Source organism: Marinomonas rhodophyticola, from assembly GCF_026113935.1.
Taxonomy (GTDB): domain Bacteria; phylum Pseudomonadota; class Gammaproteobacteria; order Pseudomonadales; family Marinomonadaceae; genus Marinomonas; species Marinomonas rhodophyticola.
This window is the reverse complement of sequence record NZ_JAPEUL010000006.1, coordinates 90,592-112,678: the sequence shown is the minus strand read 5'-3', so window position 1 is coordinate 112,678 and position 22,087 is coordinate 90,592. Positions and strand designations below refer to the sequence as shown.

At 43.0% G+C, this 22,087-nt stretch carries 24 protein-coding genes and 1 pseudogene; 18 read left to right on the top strand and 7 right to left on the bottom strand.

The window, feature by feature from the left end; genetic code table 11:
* Window positions 1-53: 53 nt before the first annotated feature.
* From hisF to hisB, 3 genes are read right to left on the bottom strand one after another with little or no spacing between them, the layout of a single operon-like run.
* On the bottom strand, window positions 54-827 hold the full coding sequence (hisF, locus tag ONZ52_RS06445; protein WP_265217868.1) for an imidazole glycerol phosphate synthase subunit HisF: 774 nt from the start codon (window positions 825-827) through the stop codon (window positions 54-56).
* Window positions 828-885: 58 nt separating this feature from the next.
* Window positions 886-1,548, bottom strand: a complete 663-nt coding sequence (hisH, locus tag ONZ52_RS06440; RefSeq protein WP_265217867.1) for an imidazole glycerol phosphate synthase subunit HisH — start codon at window positions 1,546-1,548, stop codon at window positions 886-888.
* A 12-nt stretch (window positions 1,549-1,560) separates the two neighbouring features.
* Entirely contained in the window at window positions 1,561-2,154 is a 594-nt protein-coding gene (hisB, locus tag ONZ52_RS06435) for an imidazoleglycerol-phosphate dehydratase HisB (protein ID WP_265217866.1), read from the bottom strand.
* 231 nt (window positions 2,155-2,385) lie between these two features.
* On the opposite strand from hisB, the pseudogene ONZ52_RS06425 reads away from it, so the two are divergent.
* The 5 genes and pseudogenes from ONZ52_RS06425 to ONZ52_RS06405 all read left to right on the top strand — a co-directional run bounded on the left by ONZ52_RS06425 (window position 2,386) and on the right by ONZ52_RS06405 (window position 7,352).
* Window positions 2,386-4,700 (top strand): annotated as a pseudogene (locus tag ONZ52_RS06425) (AsmA family protein).
* Between the two features lie 34 nt (window positions 4,701-4,734).
* Window positions 4,735-5,784, top strand: coding sequence for an A/G-specific adenine glycosylase (gene mutY / locus ONZ52_RS06420; RefSeq protein ID WP_265217863.1), 1,050 nt, complete (start codon window positions 4,735-4,737; stop codon window positions 5,782-5,784).
* A gap of 16 nt (window positions 5,785-5,800) precedes the next feature.
* Entirely contained in the window at window positions 5,801-6,169 is a 369-nt protein-coding gene (locus ONZ52_RS06415) for a chromate transporter (protein ID WP_265217862.1), read from the top strand.
* An 80-nt stretch (window positions 6,170-6,249) separates the two neighbouring features.
* Entirely contained in the window at window positions 6,250-6,978 is a 729-nt protein-coding gene (locus ONZ52_RS06410) for a chromate transporter (RefSeq protein ID WP_265217861.1), read from the top strand.
* Between the two features lie 89 nt (window positions 6,979-7,067).
* Window positions 7,068-7,352, top strand: a complete 285-nt coding sequence (locus tag ONZ52_RS06405) for an oxidative damage protection protein (RefSeq protein ID WP_265217860.1) — start codon at window positions 7,068-7,070, stop codon at window positions 7,350-7,352.
* Window positions 7,353-7,479: 127 nt separating this feature from the next.
* Here the strand turns inward: ONZ52_RS06405 and ONZ52_RS06400 are convergent, their stop codons facing one another.
* Window positions 7,480-7,902, bottom strand: coding sequence for a flagellar basal body-associated FliL family protein (locus ONZ52_RS06400; RefSeq protein ID WP_265217859.1), 423 nt, complete (start codon window positions 7,900-7,902; stop codon window positions 7,480-7,482).
* 153 nt (window positions 7,903-8,055) lie between these two features.
* Here ONZ52_RS06400 and ONZ52_RS06395 point away from each other — a divergent pair, with 153 nt between their 5' ends.
* From ONZ52_RS06395 to trmB, 5 genes are all read left to right on the top strand, one after another.
* Entirely contained in the window at window positions 8,056-8,562 is a 507-nt protein-coding gene (locus tag ONZ52_RS06395; RefSeq protein WP_265217858.1) for a disulfide bond formation protein B, read from the top strand.
* A gap of 105 nt (window positions 8,563-8,667) precedes the next feature.
* Entirely contained in the window at window positions 8,668-9,138 is a 471-nt protein-coding gene (gene rsd / locus ONZ52_RS06390) for a sigma D regulator (protein ID WP_111608103.1), read from the top strand.
* The gene (locus ONZ52_RS06385; protein ID WP_265217857.1) at window positions 9,110-10,093 is read left to right on the top strand and encodes a WD40 repeat domain-containing protein; all 984 of its coding nucleotides are present in this window, start codon (window positions 9,110-9,112) and stop codon (window positions 10,091-10,093) included. Before rsd ends, ONZ52_RS06385 begins: the two co-directional genes overlap by 29 nt.
* 3 nt (window positions 10,094-10,096) lie before the next feature.
* Window positions 10,097-10,513 (top strand): DUF423 domain-containing protein, encoded by a 417-nt coding sequence (locus ONZ52_RS06380; RefSeq protein WP_265217856.1) that lies wholly within the window; start codon window positions 10,097-10,099, stop codon window positions 10,511-10,513.
* Between the two features lie 154 nt (window positions 10,514-10,667).
* Window positions 10,668-11,375, top strand: coding sequence for a tRNA (guanosine(46)-N7)-methyltransferase TrmB (trmB, locus tag ONZ52_RS06375; RefSeq protein WP_265217855.1), 708 nt, complete (start codon window positions 10,668-10,670; stop codon window positions 11,373-11,375).
* An 82-nt stretch (window positions 11,376-11,457) separates the two neighbouring features.
* On the opposite strand, the gene ONZ52_RS06370 is transcribed toward trmB, so the two are convergent.
* Window positions 11,458-11,856, bottom strand: a complete 399-nt coding sequence (locus ONZ52_RS06370) for an H-NS histone family protein (RefSeq protein WP_265217854.1) — start codon at window positions 11,854-11,856, stop codon at window positions 11,458-11,460.
* A gap of 360 nt (window positions 11,857-12,216) precedes the next feature.
* On the opposite strand from ONZ52_RS06370, the gene ONZ52_RS06365 reads away from it, so the two are divergent.
* Both ONZ52_RS06365 and ONZ52_RS06360 read left to right on the top strand, forming a co-directional pair.
* Window positions 12,217-12,933, top strand: a complete 717-nt coding sequence (locus ONZ52_RS06365) for a Tex-like N-terminal domain-containing protein (protein ID WP_265217853.1) — start codon at window positions 12,217-12,219, stop codon at window positions 12,931-12,933.
* Window positions 12,924-14,378, top strand: a complete 1,455-nt coding sequence (locus tag ONZ52_RS06360; RefSeq protein WP_265217852.1) for a helix-hairpin-helix domain-containing protein — start codon at window positions 12,924-12,926, stop codon at window positions 14,376-14,378. The genes ONZ52_RS06365 and ONZ52_RS06360 overlap by 10 nt, the downstream gene beginning before the upstream one ends.
* 86 nt (window positions 14,379-14,464) lie before the next feature.
* Here the strand turns inward: ONZ52_RS06360 and ONZ52_RS06355 are convergent, their stop codons facing one another.
* Window positions 14,465-15,058: an FMN-dependent NADH-azoreductase gene (locus ONZ52_RS06355; protein ID WP_265217851.1), complete on the bottom strand. Its 594-nt coding sequence runs from the start codon at window positions 15,056-15,058 to the stop codon at window positions 14,465-14,467.
* A gap of 157 nt (window positions 15,059-15,215) precedes the next feature.
* Between ONZ52_RS06355 and ONZ52_RS06350 the strand changes: the two genes are divergently transcribed.
* Entirely contained in the window at window positions 15,216-16,157 is a 942-nt protein-coding gene (locus ONZ52_RS06350; protein WP_265217850.1) for a LysR family transcriptional regulator, read from the top strand.
* A 35-nt stretch (window positions 16,158-16,192) separates the two neighbouring features.
* On the opposite strand, the gene ONZ52_RS06345 is transcribed toward ONZ52_RS06350, so the two are convergent.
* Window positions 16,193-16,744, bottom strand: a complete 552-nt coding sequence (locus ONZ52_RS06345) for an MSMEG_1061 family FMN-dependent PPOX-type flavoprotein (protein WP_265217849.1) — start codon at window positions 16,742-16,744, stop codon at window positions 16,193-16,195.
* 169 nt (window positions 16,745-16,913) lie between these two features.
* On the opposite strand from ONZ52_RS06345, the gene ONZ52_RS25310 reads away from it, so the two are divergent.
* The 5 genes from ONZ52_RS25310 (at window position 16,914) to ONZ52_RS06325 (ending at window position 22,079) form a co-directional block, all read left to right on the top strand.
* On the top strand, window positions 16,914-17,294 hold the full coding sequence (locus ONZ52_RS25310; protein WP_428981164.1) for a glutathione S-transferase N-terminal domain-containing protein: 381 nt from the start codon (window positions 16,914-16,916) through the stop codon (window positions 17,292-17,294).
* Window positions 17,295-17,341: 47 nt separating this feature from the next.
* Window positions 17,342-17,578, top strand: coding sequence for a glutathione binding-like protein (locus ONZ52_RS25305; RefSeq protein ID WP_428981163.1), 237 nt, complete (start codon window positions 17,342-17,344; stop codon window positions 17,576-17,578).
* A gap of 152 nt (window positions 17,579-17,730) precedes the next feature.
* Window positions 17,731-18,249, top strand: a complete 519-nt coding sequence (locus tag ONZ52_RS06335) for a sigma-70 family RNA polymerase sigma factor (RefSeq protein ID WP_265217848.1) — start codon at window positions 17,731-17,733, stop codon at window positions 18,247-18,249.
* A gap of 5 nt (window positions 18,250-18,254) precedes the next feature.
* Window positions 18,255-19,238: a DUF4880 domain-containing protein gene (locus tag ONZ52_RS06330; protein ID WP_265217847.1), complete on the top strand. Its 984-nt coding sequence runs from the start codon at window positions 18,255-18,257 to the stop codon at window positions 19,236-19,238.
* Between the two features lie 114 nt (window positions 19,239-19,352).
* Complete coding sequence (locus tag ONZ52_RS06325; RefSeq protein ID WP_265217846.1) at window positions 19,353-22,079, top strand: TonB-dependent receptor; 2,727 nt, start codon at window positions 19,353-19,355, stop codon at window positions 22,077-22,079.
* Window positions 22,080-22,087: the final 8 nt, after the last annotated feature.

The following is a 22,087-nucleotide window of genomic DNA, read 5'->3' as shown; positions in this document are numbered from 1 at the left end:
TTGGAAGAAGCACGACCGTTGCAATCGGTCGTGCTTCTAGGTTTGCTTAGTTATTACAAACGCATTTCTATGCCAGCGTCTGTCATACGTTGCTTGGCTTGCTGAATGCTGTATTCGCCAAAGTGGAAAATACTGGCTGCTAATACGGCATCGGCTTTGCCTTCGATTACACCGTCGACTAGGTGGTCCAAATTGCCAACACCGCCAGAAGCGATGACTGGTACATGGACTGCTTCGCTTATTGCTCGGGTGATGCCAAGGTCAAAACCATTTTTCGTGCCGTCACGATCCATGCTAGTCAACAGAATTTCACCCGCACCGTATTCCACCATTTTTTTAGCCCATTCAACCGCATCTAGGCCAGTTGGTTTTCTACCGCCATGGGTAAAAATTTCCCATTTGTCAGGTTCGCCTTCGGCACTGACTTTTTTGGCATCAATGGCGACCACGATACACTGGGAACCAAAACGCTGCGCCGCTTCGCGGACAAACTCTGGGTTAAACACCGCGGCGGTATTAATACCTACTTTGTCGGCGCCAGCATTTAACATACGGCGAATGTCTTCACAGGTACGAATGCCGCCGCCTACAGTCAGAGGGATAAACACTTGACTGGCAATAGCTTCCACCATGTGAACTGTGGTTTCCCTATCGTCTGAACTGGCGGTGATGTCGAGAAAGGTAATCTCATCAGCACCTTGCTCATTATAGCGTTTCGCCACTTCAACAGGGTCACCCGCATCACGAATATCGACGAACTGAACGCCTTTTACAACGCGGCCATTGTCCACATCAAGGCAAGGAATAATACGTTTTGCTAAGCCCATAAAATGGTGCTCCTAAAATCTAATATTCTTCTATCTAAATAAACAGGCTGACTTACTACTAAGGTTTGCCATTCCAATGTAGGAAGTTTTTATAAAGTTGAAGACCGTCTTTATGGCTTTTTTCCGGATGAAACTGGACCGCGAACACATTGTCACGGGCAAGGGCGACACAGAACGTTAAACCGTAATCGCATGTACCGGCTACTTCGTTTTTGTTCTCTGGTACAACGTAAAAGCTGTGTACGAAATAAAAACGTGCATTGTCTGGAATGCCTGCCCACAGAGGATGATTCGTGGTTTGTTTGACCTGATTCCAACCCATGTGCGGCACCTTTAATTTGCTACCATCATGGTCTTTGTGGTTCTCACCAAAGAACAGTGCGTTGCCTTTAAAATGGTTTAAGCAATCGACACCGCCGTTTTCTTCGCTGTGTGACATCAATGATTGGATGCCGACGCAAATAGCGAGAAAGGGTTTTTCTGCCATGGCTTTGCGGATGCTTGGCACTAAGCCTGCGTTGTGCATTTCGCCGATGCAATCACGAATGGCACCAACACCTGGTAATAACACACGATCTGCCGCATCAATGACTGCAGGATCACTGGTGACAATTACCGAGGTATTTTCATCCGCAACGTGCTCGAGGGCTTTGGCAACCGAATGTAGATTACCCATGCCATAATCAATGACTGCAACAGTGGATTTTTTCATATCGTTCATGCTGACAATGTCCTACAAACAACCTTTGGTAGATGGCATTTGCCCTGCCATACGCTCATCCACTTCTAACGCCATGCGCAACGCACGGCCGAAGGCTTTAAAAATGGTTTCGGCTTGGTGGTGGGTGTTTTTACCACGAAGATTGTCTAGGTGTAACGTTACTTTGGCATGGTTGATGAAACCGTGGAAGAACTCAGAAAACAAGTCTACATCAAAGCCGCCAACAGAGGCGCGTGTGAAAGGCACGTGCATTTCTAGTCCCTGGCGACCTGAAAAATCGATCACCACCCGTGAGAGTGCTTCGTCTAATGGAACGTAAGCATGACCGTAACGTTTGATGCCTTTTTTATCGCCTACCGCGATGTCAAAAGCTTGGCCCAACGTGATACCTAAGTCTTCCACTGTGTGATGAGCGTCAATGTGAAGGTCACCTACGGCATGAATGTCTAAGTCAATCAATCCATGACGGGCTACTTGTTCAAGCATGTGGTCAAGGAAAGGAACGCCTGTGACGCAGCTGAATTTACCGGTACCGTCTAAGTTAATCGACACCTTAATCTGAGTTTCAAGCGTATTACGCTCGACACTGGCAATGCGATCGGACATTGATTGGTTTCTCCACCGTGATTGTGACGAAGAGTCGCCACTTTTTGTGTAATAAGAGCATGACATAAGGTGCCCATTATAGAACGTGGGACTCCTTAGCTTCTATGCTTTGTCTGAGTGTTTTTTGATGAGTTGTCGCTATTGCGTCGATAAACATCAACTTCGAATGCTATGATAGGCGAATTAATCCGCTGCTGAGTATGAATTAAGGTAAGCGGCTAATTAGATCAAATGCATTTGTGGTTATACATCTTAAAGGAGTCTGTCATGGTTTGGATAAAGCGACTTTCATTATTAGTGGTGGGCTTGTTAGCCATTATTGCTCTTTTACTGGCGTACGTTATGTTGTTCGTCAATCCGAATGATTTTAAAGACGAACTTAAAAGTGTTGCCTTAGAGAAAGCCAATGTTAGTTTGCGTCTGGATGGTGATATAAGTTGGTCTTTTTCCCTTGGCTTGGGCTTGAGTTAGAGAATATCGGCGTTGCTTTGGGGGATGATCCAGAGATAGTGCAATTTGATCGTGCTGAATTCGGTGTGGCAATTTTGCCTTTGCTTGAGCGAAAAATTCAGGTGAATAAAGTTAACTTAGTCAATCTAAAGGCCAGTTTAAATAAGGATGCCAATGGTCAAGGCAACTGGCAATTAGAGTCGGCCGCTGTCGGTGCGGCGAATAGTGATTCATCAAGCCGCTCAGCGACGCAGGCATCGACAAATGCTGTTACACAAACGGATGGCAGTAGCACACCTTTCAAGATTCCCGATGTGCAATTGGATGAGTTACGCATTGAAAATGCACAGGTGTTGTACCGCGATGAACAAACGAAACAGCTTATCAATGCCGTTTTGAATGTTCAGCTAAACGACGTGCAGTGGGATAAAGCGTGGCCTATGGTCATGGACATTGCAGTGACACAAAGTGACTTGCAAGGTCAGTCGCCTATTAAAGCAAAGGCAACCTTAAACGCCAACCTTACTGTGTTCCCTGAGCGTGAATCTCTAATACTGGATTCTTTAGTTTTGACGGCTGAGGTAGAGGGTGACAACTTACCGGCGAGTCCAATGAGTGCGAAGCTGAGCGCTGTGAATTTGGATATTGATTTGCCGCAAGAGAATGTGTTGGCAGAGGGCGTGGCATTAAGTGTCTTAGGGGTAAATGTTGACGCTAAGGTTCAAGCCTACCAAGTATTGAGTGATCCTCAGTTTTCTGCCGTACTATCAATCGGCGAGTTTAATCCTCGTTATCTCATGACGCGCTTAAACTTACCGTTGCCAGATATGTCCGATGATTCCGCGCTGACTAAAGCGCGTGCCGATATTATATTTGAAGGCAGTTTAGATTCTATCACGGCTCAACCGATTTCTATTATGTTAGACGATACCAAAATAGAGGCCAATGCTGTGGTGGCTTTGTCTCCTTTACGTTGGGATGTGAGTGTTGCTGGCGCCAATTTAAATTTAGACCGTTATCTTCCTGTGCCAGCCGAGCAAGCTGATGATCCGGGGCAAGAAAAGCCACCAGAAGTAGCTGCGGGTGTTAGTCCGAAAGACGACAATGACCTCATTCCCGTTGAGTTGTTGCGTAGTTTGAACGGTCATGTTGGCTTAGTGTTTGAAAACATAACGGTTAAAAACCTTAAAATAGACAAGATCGAACTGGATTCCACGCAAGCTAATGGTTTGATAAAGGTGTCACCATTGCACGCTTCCCTATATAAGGGAAATGTCTCATCAACGATGAATGTAGATGTGCGAGGACGTGTGCCATCTATTAATATTGTTCCTTCTATCGACGGTGTGCAGATTCAGCCATTATTGGTTGATTTCATGGACATGGATAAAATAGCGGGTGCGACCTATCTGACTGGTGAACTAAGCGCCAAGGGCAATCGTATAGACAGTTTAATGTCGTCTCTACAAGGGGATTTACTAATCGACATTAAAAATGGCGCCTTAGTGGGCACAAACTTAACAAAGACGGTTTGTGAGGGCATTGCCACTATCCGTAAGGATAAAATTGATGAGCAAAAGTTTGGTCCCGATACACCATTTGAAACCATGCGTTTTCCGGCGCGTATTATGAATGGACAGGTGTCGACGCCAGGCTTAAAAATCAGTTCTGCCGGTGTGCAAGTGACTGGTAATGGTGTTGTATCATTGCCTAACTCTTCATTGGATTATCAAGCGAACGTTGCTATTGCGGGTAGTACCTTAGATCAAGCTTGCCAAGTCAATGAAAAGGTCACTCAATTAGCGTTTCCAATCGTGTGTAAGGGGCAGTTTAGCGATGATCCGGCAGGTTTATGTCGTCCGGATATAAAAGGCTTTGGTCAGCTTTTTGCGGATTTGGCAAAAGCGGAATTGGCCGAAAAAGCGGCTGAGGAAAAAGCCCGTTTGCAAGAAAAAGCCGAAGCCGAAAAAGCGCGTTTAAAAAGCAAAGTTGAAGAAGAAAAAGCGCGATTAAAAGCCGAGTTTGACGAAAAACGTCAAGCAGAGGAAGAAAGAGCAAAAGAAAAATTAAAAGAGAAGCTAAAGAGTTTGTTTTAGTTTCTGTTGAACATGTCGTGAACGTGAGAAGTAGATGCAAGCAGTTGAGAATTTTGCGCCCCGTGTTTTAGCGTGGTTTGATGAACACGGGCGTAAAAGCTTGCCCTGGCAAGAGAATAAAACCCCATATCGTGTATGGATTTCTGAGATCATGCTGCAGCAAACGCAGGTGACGACAGTGATTCCTTATTACCAGAAATTCATGACGTCGTTTCCAACGGTGGAGGCTTTGGCTGATGCTGAGCAAGACGACGTACTCGCTCATTGGAGTGGTTTAGGCTATTACGCCCGAGCGCGTAATATGCACAAAGCCGCTAAAATGCTGGTGGACGAATTTGACAGTGAATTTCCGCAAACGGTGGAAGGTGTTTGCGAGTTGCCAGGGATTGGGCGTTCAACCGCAGCGGCGATTCTTTCTATTTCTCGTGGTGTTCAAGCCGCGATTCTGGATGGCAATGTCAAGCGTGTGTTGGCGCGTTTTCATGCCATACCCACGTGGCCTGGTGATAAAAAAACCGAAAATGCCATGTGGGATTTGGCTGAACACTATATGCCTAATACGCGTTGTGGTGATTACACGCAAGCCATGATGGATTTAGGTGCAACGCTCTGTACGCGATCTAAACCTCAGTGTTTGCTTTGCCCCTTGGAGCGTGACTGCCAAGGGCGTCTTAGCCAAGATCCAACGCAATTTCCGATTCGTAACCCCAAAAAAGCCGTCAAACCTGAGAGGAGTGTTCAACTACTGGTATTGAATAATCCACAAGGACAACTGTTGTTGGAAAAGCGTCCATCAACAGGTATCTGGGGAGGGTTGTGGAGCTTGCCTGAATTGGCGTCGGAAGAGTCGATTGTTTTGCATGTTGAACAGCGTTTTGCGACGCAAGTGCACACTGTCATGCCATTGTCACCTTTTAGACATACTTTTAGTCATTATCATTTGGATATTGCACCAAGCCAAATTCAGCTGTCCGCCATGACGTTGGTGATGGAAGAGAATAAATATCAATGGTTTAGTCTACAAGATGCTTTGGCCCAAGGATTGCCAGCACCAGTCAGAAGCATTTTGGAACAGATTAACTGATTTGGATTTTTGCATAATGACAGACAAAAAATGCTCATACATCAAGCGTGTTAGCGAGGTATTTGTCTCGTTTTTATGGTTAGGTTTTACCAGTTTTGGTGGGCCTGCTGCGCACCTTGGTTATTTCAATCAGACCTTCATTAAGCGTAAGCAATGGGCAAGTGAGGCTCAATATGCCCAATGGGTCGCGCTGAGTCAGATAGTCCCAGGGCCAGGATCGAGTCAGGTTGGCTTTGCTTTGGGCTATCATCGCGCGGGTTTACTTGGCGCGATAGCGGCCTTTGTGGCTTTTACGTTGCCGTCTTTTGTTGTTATGGTGCTTCTGGCTCAATTTGGTTACCACTGGCAGGGAAACGAATTTTTGAGTCGGCTGTCCATGCATTAAAATTATTGGCCGTTGTGGTGGTGGCTGATGCCTGTGTGAGTATGTGGCGATCCTTCTGTCAGCGTAAGGACATGGCGTGTGTGGCTCTTTTGAGTGCTGCGGCGCTGATATGGATGCCATTTAGTTTTAGTAGTCTTGTGGTGTTAGCTATTGCTGCTTGTATTGGCCTTTTCCTGTCTTTTTCGTCTTCAAATTCTCATGATCCATTACCTAAGGTGCGTTGTGCTTGGTTTTTGTTGTTTTTATCGATCGGCCTGTTTGTAATCAGCTTCGCTTTTGACAGTGGGTTAGGTGGTGTGTTTGCTGATTTTTATCGAGCTGGTGCTCTGGTATTCGGTGGTGGTCATGTGGTTTTACCTATGTTATCGGTATTTGTTTCCGATCGTGTCTCTGAGGCGAATTTGCTGATTGGATATGCCGCGGCACAAGCGGTTCCTGGTCCTATGTTTACCATGGCAAGCTTTCTTGGTGCGTCTGCGGCACCGCAAGGAGCCAATGTTTGGTTGTGGGCGGGTATCGCAACATTAGGTGTATTTTTATCAGGTTTGCTCTTGATGCTCGGTGCGCAAAACATCTGGCACCATTTATCAAGCAATACGCGATGCCGTGGTATTGTGGCGAGTCTAAACGCTGCCGTAGTCGGTATATTAATCGCAGCTCTATACCATCCTACTGGAACGTCAAGCCTTGTTAGTGTGTGGGATATTGTTTGTGTTGCCCTAGGATTTATTTGGTTAAAATACAAACGGCCTTCGATTTTTGTGCTGATTATTGTGTTTGTTTTAATTGGGTTAATACGCAGTTATTGATTCTAATGACGTTGAGTAATGATCGCCTTGAATTTTGCCGTATTGGCGCCACTATTTAGACTATAACTTTATGATAACGAGAGGGCTTTATGGCGAACACGGTTTTTTGTAAAAAATTTCAGAAAGAAATGGAAGCCTTAGATCGTGCTCCATTGCCGGGGGCAAAAGGCCAAGAGATCCTACAAAATGTCTCCAAGCAGGCTTGGCAAGAATGGCAGCAGTTACAAACCATGATGATTAATGAGAAGCAGTTAAACTTGATGCAACCAGAGTCTCGTAAATACGTGATGGAGCAGATGGACAAGTTCTTTAACAATGAGGCAACGGATAAATTGTCAGGCTATGTTGATCCTGATGATATTAAAGAGCTTTAATCGGTGATATCGGGTTGGATTTTTCTCAACCATCGTCGTAAGCTTTAACAAAAATGCCCCTTGTTAATGGGATTAACAAGGGGCATTTTTGTAGGTAAACGTTATTGTTTATTATACGCAGTGCTTTTTATTGGGTGACAAAGCTGGCAAATAAAATGTCTTTAACGGGTGCTAAGTTAGTTTCTTTTTGTAAAGCATCGTTGACCGCAATGGCCGCTTCTTCACGTGTTTTTTCTCGAGCTATGGCTCCTACGACTTGTTCAGTTGTCCGGGAGCTGAGGAACATGACGAGTGCATCTCTGATCAACGGCATATTGTTTTCTATTAACTCTTTTGAGTTAACATCAGTTCGAATGCTAATGCTGGTTTTGATGTATTTTAGTCGAGAATCATCACCTAAATGGTTAACGACAAAGTCTGGTTTTAACTCCACGTAGGCTGATGGTGATGGCGCTTCACTTTCTGCATAACTGGACATACTCGTCAGTCCGCAAAGTAAAAGAAAAGTAAGTAGACCGTGTTTGTTAAGCATGGATATCATCAATGACATGTTCGGTTCTCGTATTCGTTCCAATTGGCAGTATACTAACTGCCATTAAAGCTTGCTGTCAGTAGTAATTTTGTACTTTCTGATTTTTCTATTGTTCGCAAGTTTACTTTTAGCTGGGTTTATTTTATTTCGTTTACTTAGAGGTTGTTATCTATGGTTGCCTTGTTATCCGCTCGTCGCTTTCATGGTTTTGTGGCTTTTGTTGCCTTTGCGCTTTTGGCAGTGGCTTTTTATATGGAATATCAAATGGGATTAGAACCTTGCCCTCTTTGTATGTTGCAAAGAATTGCCTTTTTCTGCGTCGGTGTTATGTCTTTGTTGTCGGCATTGACACAGAGTGTCAAGGTTCGCAAAACCTGTGCTTGGATTGTGACGTTGTTGTCTTTGATCGGGGCGGCTTTAGCGATTCGACACTTGTATTTGCAAAGCCTGCCAACCGATCAACTGCCTGCGTGTTTACCAGGGTTGAGCTATATGTTCGAAGTGTTTCCATGGCAAGAAATTATGCAGGCAATGGTAATGGGAACAGGGGAATGTGGCGAGGTTCATTGGACCCTATTTGGCATTAGTATCCCGGGTTGGACGTTGCTTGCCTTTATTGGGATGGCGACGGTGAATATTGTTATTGCGTTGCGAGCGGGTAAAAAAACATCTTTCTAGTAAACCGTTACAAAACCCCACAGGTGATTGTCTTGCAGGGGCTTACAGATCGGAATATGCTTGAAACAAAGGTGAATTATAATAAACGCGTGATGGAGTCTGTATATGTTAGAAGGTTGTAAAACAGCCCAAGAGCGATGGGGCGGTGTTCACGATATTATCGACCGTTGGCTTGAGCAGCGTCGTCAGCTTATCGAGTTGTGTATTTATTTACGTGATCGTGGTGAGTTCACTCCGACAGACACACCTAAGATTCAATCTCTTTGCGAAATGCTCGTAGATTATGTGTCTGTAGGACATTTCACTGTTTATGAACAGCTAGCGTTAGAGGCCAAAGAGTTTCACGATGATAGCGCTTTGGTGTTGTTACGTAAGTTGTTACCCAAAATCGATGCTTCAACTGAAGTCGCGATTGAGTTTAACGATAAATACGATACCAAGGAGCATTGTAATTCTCAGCTTGAAGCATTGCCGTTTTCATTAAAAGCACTGATTCTTGTGATAGCTGAACGATTCCAATATGAAGATCAGTTAATTAAGGAATTACATGAAGCGCATAGCGAAAAAAGCGCTTGAGCTTGGTTTAATTGCATTCAGCTCTGTTGCCTTGCTGTCTTGCTCTTCTGAAGCGCCTGTTCGCACAGCAAAGTACGCTGAGCAGGGGCTTTATTCTGCTGGATTGAGTGATGATGGTTCTTCTGCGCTAATTGGTTCAGTACAGCATGGTGGTAGCTATTGGTTAAATGCTGTTAATGAACGGCGTTTTAATTGGAACCATGCAGCGGGTGAATATTCATCAATTATAGGTGTTGATATTGATCCTAGTGGTCTTTATGCGGCAACAGGTGGCGCTCGCACATTAGTTCTTTGGAATACAACAACGGGTATGTCTGAAGGTTTTTGGGCGACGCCTGGTGATATTCAGTCGTTAAAATTGACCCAAAATGGCAGCAATGCTCTCATTGGTCTGAATGATCAAACCGCTCGTTTTTTTGACATTAAAAATGGCGGTATAAAGCAGACCTTAAGAACGGGGGCAACGGTTCGGGCCGTGGACGTAATGTCGGATGGTACCATTGGAATAACCGGTGATGATTTATCGAATGTTATTTTATGGAATTTGCAAACTGGTGAAAAAATACATCAGTGGACATTAAGTAATGATATTTCCAGTGTTGCATTATCAAGTGACGGGAAATATGCCTTTGGTGCAGCCCAGCTTGGTAACGCAAAAATTTGGTCCACGCGTGATGGCAAAGAGTTGACGAGTATTGACACTGGCGCTTTAAAGTATCGTAAAGTGACGCTTAGCCAAGCCGTATTTTCAAAAGATAATCGGTTTATTCTTGTCGGTGGTGTGAATAGTCAAGTTTCTCTTATTCAAGTCAGTACTGGTGCAATACAGAAAGAATGGCGTATTTATTTACCTAAAGGTCGTCCTGCAGGGGCGAGTGTATTGGCCTTGTCTTTTGCTCCGAGTAATCGTTATTACGCCATCGGAAGTAATGGTTATTTAAACGTTTTGGAATAATGCATGTCTCAATCTTCTGACCCACTTTTGTTATCTAATCAAAGGGAACGCTCAATTTGGGCGGCATTATTTGCTGCGCAAGCGGCTATTGCGGTTGCGGCAGGGGCGTTCGGCGCACATGCTCTTCAGAGTATGCTAGACGTGAAGGCGCTGGGTTGGTGGCAAACTGGCAGTCAATATCTTATGTATCATGCATTGTCTGGTTTGATTGTTTCTACTGTGCTTTTGTCTTTGTCTTCTAGAAAATATATTTTATGTCTATTTTTTATCGGTAATATTTTATTTGCAGGCAGTTTGTACGTGATGGCATTAACGGGCTACCGATTTTTAGGTGCAATCACACCTTTGGGTGGTCTATGTTATATGTTGGCGTGGTGTTTTTTGGTATATCGCTTATGGTGTCTAGGTAGAGGTCAGTAGGTTATCTATGTGGCAAACGCTTTTGAAAAGGAATAACAAAGCAGGACATCGCATGGTTTTTCCGGTAGTATGCGTGCCGAATTAATGATCGATTTAGGCTGAGATGATGGCCTATTTTGGCTTGTCACATAGTAGAATTAAGCGATACGAAACCATGCAAGAACACGATACAGAGGCTCAAGAACCGTTTCACAAACGCACTATCCGCAGTTTTGTTGTACGCGGTGGTCGAATGACGGAAGGTCAACAAAAGAATTATGAAGCAAATTGGGCCGTATACGGTTTGAATCTTGCTGATGGTCGAATTGATTATGCGACAGTATTTGGTCGTGAATCCGATGTTATTATTGAAGTCGGTTTTGGCATGGGATCTTCTCTTGCTGAAATGGCAAAAAACGCCCCAGAAAAAGATTTTATTGGCATTGAAGTACATCCACCTGGGGTGGCAAAACTGATGATGTTAGCAAAAGAGCAGGGCATTACCAATTTACGTGTATATTGTGATGATGCTATAGAAGTGATGGCGAACTGCTTGCCACAGAACGTAGCCAGTGCTTTCCAATTGTTTTTTCCAGACCCTTGGCATAAAAAGAAGCACAACAAGCGTCGTATTGTTCAGCCTTTATTTGCAGAACAAGTGGCCAATGTATTGAAAAATGGTGGGCATTTTCATATGGCAACGGATTGGCAGCCATATGCTGAACATATGATGGAAGTTATGGAAGAGCAGGATTTGTATGAAAATGCCGCCGGAAAGGGCTTATATCATCCACGTCCAGAATGGCGACCGCTTACTAAGTTTGAACAGCGCGGTGAACGCTTAGGTCACGGTGTTTGGGATTTGATTTACACTAAAAAGTAATTAAGCTACATGTCCAGATAGGACAACAGATAATAAAAAAGCGACTCAATTGAGTCGCTTTTTTATTGGTGAAGTGTTGAAATTATTTAATCTCAACGCTCTCACGACTATTGCCAGCATCAAAATATTCTTGGAATACTTTTGGTGTACGTCCACGACCAGTCCATTCATGAACTTCGCCATCGACAGTTAAGCGATATTTTGGTTCAACTGTTTTGCCTTTTGTCGCGCCTGCTTTTGGTGCCGTCAATAAAGCGATTTCTTCCATCGTTAGGCCGCTTTTTGCGATTAAAGTGGCAATTTCTTCTGCACGAGCAGATTTCATTGCTTGCTCAGCTTCGCGCGCAGCTTCTTCTTCTTTGACTTTTTCAAGTGCATTGTTGAAGCCGGCGATTAGGTTTTCTAACTGTGCAACGGTTAGTTCTTTGGCGGCCGCGCGTGCTTTTGCTTTGTTGCTTGCTAATTCTAGTAATAAACTCATTAGTGTCCCCTATTTATCTGTTAAGAACTGGTTGTCTCTTAATAACTGGTTGGTCTTGCACTGAAAAAGAGATCCGTCTTTTACATCCAGTGGCGCGTTTAAATTAATAATTTTAAGACAGAGAAACTTTATTTTCTGTCTGATAATCGACCTAAATCAGATGTGAAAATGAACTTTACCTTGTAATGCTAACTCAATATTAACGTAAACCTGTAAAATCTTGAATGGCTTGCTAATACATTGTGGTGTGATCTTATACTATTTCAAGTTTGAGTTGTGGATTTTAATAAAAAATACTCTAACATGCTAATCAAATAATGCGTTGGAATCGTTAGAAAAGTGTAAACAATAGGATAATACATGAATTCTATATCAGATAACTTAAGTTCAGAGTTTTCTATATTAAAAAAATACAGTGACAATATTATTCAGTTATTTGAAGAGGGGGCAACGGTCCCTTTCGTCGCTCGGTATCGAAAAGAAAGTACGGGCGGTATGAGCGATATAGATTTACGTTCTTTTTACGATAGATGGCAATATCTTGTAGAATTTAAAAAACGTCAAGAGAGCATTCTTGCTATATTATCACAGGACTCAGCGGTTCCTGTTACGGTGCTTAATAAGCTGCGTCAGGCAACGTCCAAAAATGAATTAGAAGATCTTTACTCTCCTTACAAGAAAACACGTAAAACGAAAGCAGATGAAGCGAAAGAGCAGGGTCTTCTGCCTCTGGCTACACTGATTTGGACGGGGCGTCAGGCAGACACTCTTTCTGCGGTTTCAGCTTGGTGTCAGCAGAATGCGATTAGTATGTCTGCTGAGTCTGCATTAGAGGGCGTGACAGAAATATTGAATGAAGCCATTGCAAATGACAGTGACGTTCTGAAAAAGGGGCGTGAAGAACTACTGAAAGACGGCATTTTAACCAGCCGTGTTTTACGTGGAAAAAAAGAGCAAGGTGAAAAGTTTAGAGATTACTTTGATTATCAAGAAGCGATCAATAAAGTGCCTCCTCATCGATTGTTGGCTCTTTTTCGAGCCAAAAAGAAGCCATTCTTAAACTCAGTGTGTCTTTAAAAGAGACAGTGGGTTATCCCAATAGACTCATTTTTCCTCACCTTAATCAGTTACTTGATGATAAAGCACCTGAGTCTCAACGAATGACTCCCTTGCAGTGGCGCTATTTAAATACGGCGTGGGAGAATAAATTATTGCCGAAATTAGAAGCCGATGTGCTTTCGCAATTGAAAGAGCGTGCTGAGGAGGGGGCTATACAGGTTTTTGCTAATAATCTTCAGGATTTATTGATGGCCGCTCCAGCTGGTGCTCACCGAGTGTTAGGTATGGATCCAGGCTTTCGCAATGGTGTTAAGTTAGCGGTTATTAATGAGCAAGGCTCTTTATTAGATCATGACGTTATTTACCCTCATGGGCCTCAAAATCGCATACAAGAAGCGAATGCCATTCTGTCTAAGCTCATACATCAGCATCGCATTGGTTGGGTGGCAATTGGGAACGGTACGGCTTCAAGAGAGACTGAAGCGTTAATCAAGGCGCTGATAAAAGATTCTAACTTAGAGTGCCGTGCTGTTGTCGTTAGTGAAGCGGGGGCGTCTGTGTATTCTGCTTCACCAATAGCAATAGAAGAATTTCCTGACCTCGACGTCACTATCCGAGGTGCTATTTCTATTGCCCGTCGTTTTCAAGATCCGCTTGCTGAATTAGTAAAAATTGATCCACAAGCGATTGGCGTTGGTCAGTATCAACACGACGTTAAAGTTTCTCAACTGTCCAAATCACTTGCTAATGTTGTGGAAGATTGTGTGAACCGAGTGGGCGTCGATATTAACCTCGCTTCTGTCTCTTTACTGTCTTATGTGTCAGGTTTAACACATCGTTTGGCACAGAATATTATCGATTATCGTCAACAAAAAGGTCGTATAGAATCCCGTGCCGAGTTATTAAAAATTAAAGGTATTGGCGATAAATGTTTTGAACAGTGTGCGGGTTTTTTAAGAATACTAAACGGTAAGGAAGCATTGGATCAGTCAGGTGTTCATCCTGAGTCCTATCCTTTAGTACAAAAAATGGCGGCGCAATTAAAGTTAAAAGCGCATGATTTGCTGAATAATAGCGGCGCTTTACAGCAGTTAAAACAATTAGCGCCAAGTTTGTCCCAAGCGGGAAATTTTACGTATTCGGATATTCTTAATGAGCTTGCTAAACCAGGTCGAGATCCTCGGCCTGAATTTCGCTATGCGTCATTTGATCAAAGTGTGCAAACGTTAGAAGACCTTCAACAAGGAATGGTTCTAGAAGGCGTTGTGACCAATGTGGCAGCCTTTGGTGCATTTGTGGATTTGGGTGTGCATCAGGATGGGTTGATTCATATTTCTCAGCTGGCAGACCGTTTTGTGAAAGATCCACGGGATTTTGTTCGAGTAGGTCAGGTCGTTAATGTGACAGTGTTAGAGATTGATGTACAGCGTAAGCGTATTGCTCTAAAAGCCAATGGGCTTTGACTAAATCTTCAAAAAAACCGATTAGAGGGCTCTAATCGGTTTTAGAGTAGCGTATAACATTAATATAAAAGGGATAACAAAGAATCTTAAACTGCTACTGCGATTTGTGCTTTTGCTTCATTGAAAGCTTCTTCGCCAGGTGCGCCCATTGCTTGACCGCCAGCGATAAAAGTTTCTTTTACATTTAGGCCAATGAAGCCTAGAAATGTTTGGATGTGTGGCACTTGGTGATCAAATGGTTCACCTGCTGAGAAGCTACCGCTTGCACTAAAGATGTAGGCATCTTTGTTTACAAGGCCAACTGGTCCCGTTTCTGTGTATTTAAAAGTACGGCCAGCGCGCGCAATATAGTCAAAATAAGACTTTAAAGTAGAAGGAATGCCAAAGTTATACATAGGAGCAGAAACGATAACCACATCTGCGGCTTCTAATTCGGCAATCAGTTCATCACCAATAGCGACAATGGCTTTTTGCTCTGCAGAACGGCTTTCTTCAGGCGTAAAAAGTGCACCTAGCGTCTCGCCAGTAAAGTGTGGTAGAGGGTTCGCAGTGACATCGCGAGCAACGACTTTACCGTCAGGGTTTTTTGCCAACCATTTTGTAACAAATTCATTCGCCAATTGACGAGATTTTGAGTTTTCGCCAGAAGCACTAGAGTCGATACGTAGTAATGTAGTCATATAAAAATCTCCGTTGTTAAACCAATATGGTGTGTTAATTGATAATGACGGCATCTTATAACCAAATTATTTGATTAAAAAGTGACATTTTTTGGAGATATAGATCGAAAAATGCGATAAATTTATTGTCCACCTAATTAAATCTAAGAGAATTATCTTGAAAGCCCCAAGAGTCACCCTAGAGCAATGGCGTGTGCTGCAATCTGTTGTTGATAAAGGCGGTTTTGCCCAAGCCGCCGAGGCCCTACATAAAAGCCAATCTTCTGTGAGCTATACGGTTGCCAAACTGCAAGAACAGTTAGGTTATCCTTTATTGATTATAGAAGGTCGTAAAGCCAAGCTGACTGAGCGCGGTGAAGTATTATTGCGTCGTTCACGGCACCTTTTAAAAGAAGCGATTGATTTAGAAGAGCTTGCACATACCTTGGGACAAGGTTGGGAGCCAGAATTAGAGTTGGTTGTTGATCAGACATTTCCAACACCGGCTTTATTACGAGCATTAAAGTTATTCGAGCCACAAAGTAAGGGAACACAAGTTCAGCTTAAGGAAGTAGTGTTGAGTGGTGGTTTAGAAGCGTTAAAGCAAGGTCGGCCAGATCTTGTATTAAGCGCGATCGTGCCAAAAGGGTATCTTGCGGATCCTATCGTTGAGGTTGAATTGCTTGCGGTTGCTTCTCCACAGCATCTTTTGTTTCAGGAGGAGGGGTTGATAGATAACGAGCGACTAAGTCGAGAATTGCAGTTGGTGATTCGAGACTCTGCTGTGGAGACGTCTATGGACGCAGGCTGGTTGGGTACTGATCGACGTTGGACTGTATCTAGTGTGCAATCAGCATTAGAAATTGTAGTTAGTGGTATAGGGTTCGCTTGGCTACCTAAAGCTGACATACATGACGAATTGGAAAGTGGTAGGCTACAAAAATTGAATTTGGTCTCTGGCAGTGAGCGTAACTTTCACCTTTATGCCATTTTTGGTAAAGGCGAACGTACTGGCCCTGCGACACGGCTGCTTGTGGAACTACTTCAAGCTGAATGCAACAATTGTCCAAAACGTTCCGCCATCACAGCCACAGCAGATAACACTTCGTTTTTAAAATGATAAAAAGTGTTATCTATACAGAGTGTTTAATACGGCTATTCGTTAGTTTGATCTTGAATGATGCGGAGCAACGATGGAAGAAACGCACGATCTACGTGATTTTCCATGCTCCATAATTTTGCTATAGCAATGGCTTTGGGGCAGTGGAAAAATGTTGTCTCTATATGGACCTTAACGACGAGTTTGGGTGTTTTAGGATCGCTAAAGAGTGATAGAAGATCTTTATCTCGATGTAAACTGGCAATGCCTTTTACACGAACAACCTCGCCAATACCGGGAATCATAAACAACAAACCAATTTCTGGTTTTGCCAATATGTTTTTTAGACTATCTAAACGGTTATTGCCTGCAGAGTCTGCAAAAGCTAACGTTTTTGCATCCAATACTTTCACAAATCCTGCTTCTCCACCGCGGGGTGATATGTCCGCGAAGCCATTTTTATCGGTGGTAGAAATAAGAATAAAAGGACTATTTTTTATAAAGGTAATGGCGTGCTGTTCAAGCTCGGTGATTTCTTTACTTACAGCCAGTGGATGAGGCTGATCGTAGAGAGTTTCTAGTTGCTCTAGTGATGTTATTTGGCTCATGCCAGTCCTTTCGTCAGTATGGTCGATGTTTGATTTTACCGTAGAGTTCATTCTATAACACTACTGCCATCATGAGGAGGTCATCTAATTAGCATTTTTCTGCGTAGTAAGAGAGTCTGAAGTGGTTTTTGAATAAGTTACATTTACTTTTTATAGCAAAGGAGGCGATATGATTACAGTACATCATTTAGAAAACTCAAGGTCTCAGCGTATCTTATGGTTGCTCGAAGAGCTTGGTTTAGCGTACGAGATTGTGGAATATAAGCGCGACCCAGACACAGCGTCAGCGCCAGAATCGTTAAAAAAAGTACATCCTCTTGGTAAGTCACCGGTTATTACCGATGATGGGTTAACGATAGCGGAATCGGGCGCCATAATAGAATATTTATTAGATAAATATGATGTAGAGAAACGTCTAAGGCCAACTGATGGTCAGGCTTTGTTAGATTATCGTTATTGGCTACACTTTGCGGAAGGTTCGTTAATGCCTCTATTGGTGATGAAGTTGGTGATGATGAAGGTCCCGCAAAGTCCAATGCCCTTTTTGTAAAACCAATCGCAAAAGCATTAACGGATAAAATCCAAGAAAAATTTATTATGCCACGGATTCAGCCGCAACTGCTTTTTATTGAAAAAACCTTAAGTGAGCATACTTGGTTGGTTGGTAACACATTAACGGCTGCTGATATTCAGATGAGTTTTCCCTTGCAAGCTTCAAGTACGCGCATGGATTTGGCTAAATTTCCTAATATTGCTCGTTTTATTAAGCAAGTCGAAGCCGTTCCAATGTATCAAAAAGCGATAGAAAAAGGTGGTGCGTTTACAACACTATAGTCGTTCGTTGACAATTTATGCACCAAACTGGTGTTTTCTTTATTAAAAACATCAGTTTGGTGTTTAATTTTTGCACTGTTTATTGATATTCGTTCTCATTAAGTGTATTTTTCACCTCTTAGTTTTTTATTTAAAAGAGGTTCAACGGATCAATGGCACCTGAGCACCAAGCTCCCCAAAATGTTGGTGAGCTTTATGTGGAACACAGTTCGTGGTTAACAGGATGGATCCGTAAACGGTTAGGCTGTCAGGAATTGGCAGCAGACATTGCCCAAGATACCTTTGTTCGATTACTCAAAAAGCCAAAATATTTCGCCAATATTGGTGAGGTTAGAGCATTTTTAAGCACAGTCGCTAAGGGATTATATATTGATCAATGGCGTCGCAAGCAAATAGAGCAGGCTTGGTTAGAGTCGCTCGCACACAATGAGGAAGTATTTTATCCTTCCGCAGAGCATTCTGCGTCTATGATAGAATTGCTTTGTGAGTTGGATGCGATGATTGCCAAAATGCCCAAAAAAGTAGCCAACGCTTTTATTTTATCTCAAATACATGGTTTAACGTATTCAGACATTGCGCAGCGTTTGTCTGTCTCCGAAAGAATGGTAAAACGCTACATGGCGCAGGCCATGCTACACTGTGTTTTGCTTAAATCTGACTTGTCTTTGTAACTATTATGACTTCATCTCAATCTGTCACCTATGCCCATCTTGAGGCCGCTTCTGAGTGGTTTGCTGTTTTATCTGATACACCTGTCTCGGAGGTTGATCAGGCAGCGTGGCAGCGATGGCTGAATGAAGACGATATGCACCGTAAAGCGTGGCAACAAGTGGAGTCAGTCAGTGTTATGTTTTCTTCTTTTCAAAACCCTGAGTCTCAACAATCCGCGAGTTATGTATTAGACAGAACGCACACAGTTGGTCGGCGTCAGTTTATGAAAGGGGTGCTTGGCTTGGCCGGTATTGCCTCGTTGGGGTGGGTGAGTTGGCAAAAAACTGCATTGCCTTCAATGGTGGCGGCGTGGCACGCCGATTTTCATACCTCGGTGGGCGAGCAGTCTTCCTTCTCTTTAGATGACGGTTCCCATGTGTGGTTAAACACCAACAGTGCAATGACACCTTATTATACCGCCGCTATTCGACACTTATCCTTGTTGTCGGGCGAGGCTTTTGTGGAGCTAGCAAACCAAGATAGTCGGCCTTTTGCCTTGTCTTGTGGTAAAGCTACTGTGCGCCCAATGACTAACAAGGCGCGGTTTTGTCTACGACATTTACCTGACCAGCAAGCCATCCTCTCTGTGTATCATGGTACTTTGTCTATTGCCTTGAACGAATCGACAGTCACCAAAGAAATTCATGCTGGGGAATCCGTTATTTTTACTCCACAATCCTTTGATGAGGTCAGGCCAGCGTTGGCCTTATATGAATCTTGGGTAAAAGGCTTGTTGGTCGTAGAAAACATGCCTTTGTCTGACTTTGTCAACGAGCTGAGCCGCTACCGCCACGGTTTTATTAACGTTGACCCAACTATTGCAGACTGGCGTGTGGTTGGAACGTATCCTGTGCAAAATACTGATGTGATATTTAGCATGCTAGAGAGCAGTTTTCCTCTTCGCGTTAAAGAAACGCTGCCTTGGTGGATCAGTATTTCTCCTGTTTAATTCACCATAAAGCGACTGTATTAAATATTTATTGAAAAGCAGGCTTTTTCATGTCCCCTTTTTCTCCCTCTGTTCGGTAATAGTAGTAATTAGCATTACTATTACGGAGTTTATATGTCATCTCGTCCTGCAATACCGTCTTTTAAGCGTCGTGCAACCCCAAGGCTACTGGCGTTGCAGATTGCGTTAGTGAGTAGTTTTTCTATATTGCCTGCGTCTATTGTGTATGCCGAATCTGTGTCTGCAGATATGCGTTATTACAAGATTGGCGCTGGATCTTTGTCTAAAGCGGTTAATGCTTTTGCTGCAACCTCCGGTCTGTTTTTGGGTGGCAGCGCGCAACTTCTGAGTGGTAAGCAAACGGTAGGTTTTGAAGGCGAATACTCGACGGAACAGGCATTAGAGCTATTGCTAGTAGGAACAGGGCTATCTTATCAAAGAGGGGATGGAAACAGCGTCGTGTTAGTTGATGAAAACTCAGTAACACAGACGGAAGACGGCGTTAGTTTGTCGCCTTTGATGGTGAGAGAAATGAAGAACCAGAAAGAGGTGGGTGTTCAGGTAATTGGCTCGGAAGATATTGAAGCCATGCCGACCGAAGGGGGAAATTTAACCGATCTGCTTCGTACCAATACAGCGGTTAACTACAGTCGCTCTAGTAGTAGTTCAGCAAGCAGTGCGAGTCTTCGCCCTGATGAAATATCCATTCATGGTCAAGATTATTATCAAAATGCTTTTATGATCGATGGTGTGGATACATCTAGTGATTTTGATCCAGGTTCGAGTGGCAGTGGCGATACGTATACAAACCCTATTAATCCCGCAAGTTTATCGACATTGTCAGGTGGTTCTCCACAAAGTTATTATGTTGATGCTGACGCCCTAGGCGAAGTAAAAGTTTATGACAGTAATGTCCCTGTGGAATACGGTGGTTTTACTGGTGGTGTTGTGGATGCAAAGTTAAAAAAATACGCTGGCGAAGATGAGCTGTTTATAAAATACGGTCTTACTCAGGATTCTTGGGAAAAATTTCATGTCGACGAATCTCTCGTGGAGGATTATGCCGAAAGTGGTGTTTCAGATGGCTCTTATACACCGGATTATAAGAAACAGAATTATTCAATTACGGCTCTAAAGTCACTGACGGATAATATTGGAAGCTCTGTTACTTTCTCCCGTAGAACCTCTAAATTTAAGCAAAATTATATAGACTTGAGTACAAGAGAGGAGAGAGACGTTTATTATGATGATACCGTAGATAACATTATGGGACGTATTGATGCCAAAGTATCTGATCGTCTTGACTTAGGAGCCAATTTTAAATACTCAAATCGTTATTATACAGGTATAACTTCTACATCCTATACAGCACCATTTGAGCGTTCTCATGAAGCGTATGGTGCTTCTACGGAGGCCAATTACCACTTTGATAGCAGTTTATTAACTATAACAGGTGGATTTGATCGCTCTATCGATGCGTTAGATAGCGAATCAAGTGTATATACTTACGATCCTCGTACCAAAGCTTATTCAGGGGGGTATGGTGATATTACCCAGCAACAGGATAGGTATACTTTAGGTTCAAAATGGGTTCATGATGCTTTTTCTATTGGTTCAACCAGACACTTAGTGACTTTCGGAACAGAACTAAAGTATACAAACTCTTTTTATAGTGTGGATGGTGATATTACGAATAATATTTATCGCTGTAATCCGACAAATTGCCGAGGAGATGCTAGTAGAGATTATCTTTGGAGAGTGACTGAGACTAAAGCTGGGAAGTTCGAAAAAGACTATGAAAACTACGCTCTTTATTTACAGGATGAGGTTGCAGTAGGTGATTGGACGACAACGATTGGTGTTCGCGCAGACAAAGAAACTTTACTGGGTAATACTAATGTTGCACCTCGGGCGAAAGTGGAATGGGATGTATTTGGGGACGATAACACTCGTTTAGTTGCTGGTGCAAGTCGTTATTATGGTCGGAATTTTTTGAAATATGATATTAATCAAACACTTGCTTCTTGGAAAACTCGTACGACTTACAGTACGAATGGTTCGGTGAATCAGGTATTAGAATACGATGATACATCGTTAAAAGATTTTGATTTAAAGACACCCTATTCTGATGAGTTAATGCTTGGCTGGATGCAACGAATGGGACCATTTGATGCTGCGTTGAAACTGGTTAATAGGGAAAGTCGTGATGGTGTTCATCGTGATCGAGATGAAAGTGGTAAATATTTTTATGATAATACTGGCCGAAGCTCAACAAATGACGTGTCACTAGAGTTTGAACAGCATGACCCTTTCAATTTATTAGGTACTCAAACCAAATTAGCTTTCTCAATTGGCTGGCAAGAAAGCACATCTAACTCGCAAGGCTCTGATGCTTATGATGAAACAACGGAAGAGGATCCTGTTTATTATGATGGGCAAGTTACGGCCTTTGAGAACTTACCTGCGTGGGATTACGCGATTCCATTTACGATTAAACTAAGCTCCGCTACCCATATCCCTACATGGCATATTATGTGGAGTAACTTCGTGAATGTGAAAAGCGGTGGAACTGTCGCTCAAGATAGCGGAGAAGATTATACTGATGCTAATGGTGTAAAATATGCTATTTATGAAGACAAAGACTTTGATGATCTAATCACTGTTGATACTCAAATACAGTGGACACCCCCTTTATTTGCCAAAAGTGAAGGGTATGTTCAATTGAAAGTCACTAACTTATTCGATGATGTTGTATCGACAACAACTTCCACGTCTTCTACAGCGACTCAATCTTACACCTCGGGTCGAAAAATTTCTATGGAAGTCGGCATGCGTTTCTAAGCTGATGT

Bases quoted from the DNA above. Each gene is read 5' to 3' on its own strand.
- hisF (WP_265217868.1), bottom strand. From the start codon at position 827: ATGGGCTTAGCAAAACGTATTATTCCTTGCCTTGATGTGGACAATGGC.
- hisH (WP_265217867.1), bottom strand. From the start codon at position 1,548: ATGAACGATATGAAAAAATCCACTGTTGCAGTCATTGATTATGGCATG.
- hisB (WP_265217866.1), bottom strand. From the start codon at position 2,154: ATGTCCGATCGCATTGCCAGTGTCGAGCGTAATACGCTTGAAACTCAG.
- mutY (WP_265217863.1), top strand. From the start codon at position 4,735: ATGCAAGCAGTTGAGAATTTTGCGCCCCGTGTTTTAGCGTGGTTTGAT.
- ONZ52_RS06415 (WP_265217862.1), top strand. From the start codon at position 5,801: ATGACAGACAAAAAATGCTCATACATCAAGCGTGTTAGCGAGGTATTT.
- ONZ52_RS06405 (WP_265217860.1), top strand. From the start codon at position 7,068: ATGGCGAACACGGTTTTTTGTAAAAAATTTCAGAAAGAAATGGAAGCC.
- ONZ52_RS06400 (WP_265217859.1), bottom strand. From the start codon at position 7,902: ATGTCATTGATGATATCCATGCTTAACAAACACGGTCTACTTACTTTT.
- ONZ52_RS06395 (WP_265217858.1), top strand. From the start codon at position 8,056: ATGGTTGCCTTGTTATCCGCTCGTCGCTTTCATGGTTTTGTGGCTTTT.
- rsd (WP_111608103.1), top strand. From the start codon at position 8,668: ATGTTAGAAGGTTGTAAAACAGCCCAAGAGCGATGGGGCGGTGTTCAC.
- ONZ52_RS06385 (WP_265217857.1), top strand. From the start codon at position 9,110: ATGAAGCGCATAGCGAAAAAAGCGCTTGAGCTTGGTTTAATTGCATTC.
- ONZ52_RS06380 (WP_265217856.1), top strand. From the start codon at position 10,097: ATGTCTCAATCTTCTGACCCACTTTTGTTATCTAATCAAAGGGAACGC.
- trmB (WP_265217855.1), top strand. From the start codon at position 10,668: ATGCAAGAACACGATACAGAGGCTCAAGAACCGTTTCACAAACGCACT.
- ONZ52_RS06370 (WP_265217854.1), bottom strand. From the start codon at position 11,856: ATGAGTTTATTACTAGAATTAGCAAGCAACAAAGCAAAAGCACGCGCG.
- ONZ52_RS06365 (WP_265217853.1), top strand. From the start codon at position 12,217: ATGAATTCTATATCAGATAACTTAAGTTCAGAGTTTTCTATATTAAAA.
- ONZ52_RS06355 (WP_265217851.1), bottom strand. From the start codon at position 15,058: ATGACTACATTACTACGTATCGACTCTAGTGCTTCTGGCGAAAACTCA.
- ONZ52_RS06345 (WP_265217849.1), bottom strand. From the start codon at position 16,744: ATGAGCCAAATAACATCACTAGAGCAACTAGAAACTCTCTACGATCAG.
- ONZ52_RS25310 (WP_428981164.1), top strand. From the start codon at position 16,914: ATGATTACAGTACATCATTTAGAAAACTCAAGGTCTCAGCGTATCTTA.
- ONZ52_RS25305 (WP_428981163.1), top strand. From the start codon at position 17,342: ATGCCACGGATTCAGCCGCAACTGCTTTTTATTGAAAAAACCTTAAGT.
- ONZ52_RS06335 (WP_265217848.1), top strand. From the start codon at position 17,731: ATGGCACCTGAGCACCAAGCTCCCCAAAATGTTGGTGAGCTTTATGTG.
- ONZ52_RS06330 (WP_265217847.1), top strand. From the start codon at position 18,255: ATGACTTCATCTCAATCTGTCACCTATGCCCATCTTGAGGCCGCTTCT.
- ONZ52_RS06325 (WP_265217846.1), top strand. From the start codon at position 19,353: ATGTCATCTCGTCCTGCAATACCGTCTTTTAAGCGTCGTGCAACCCCA.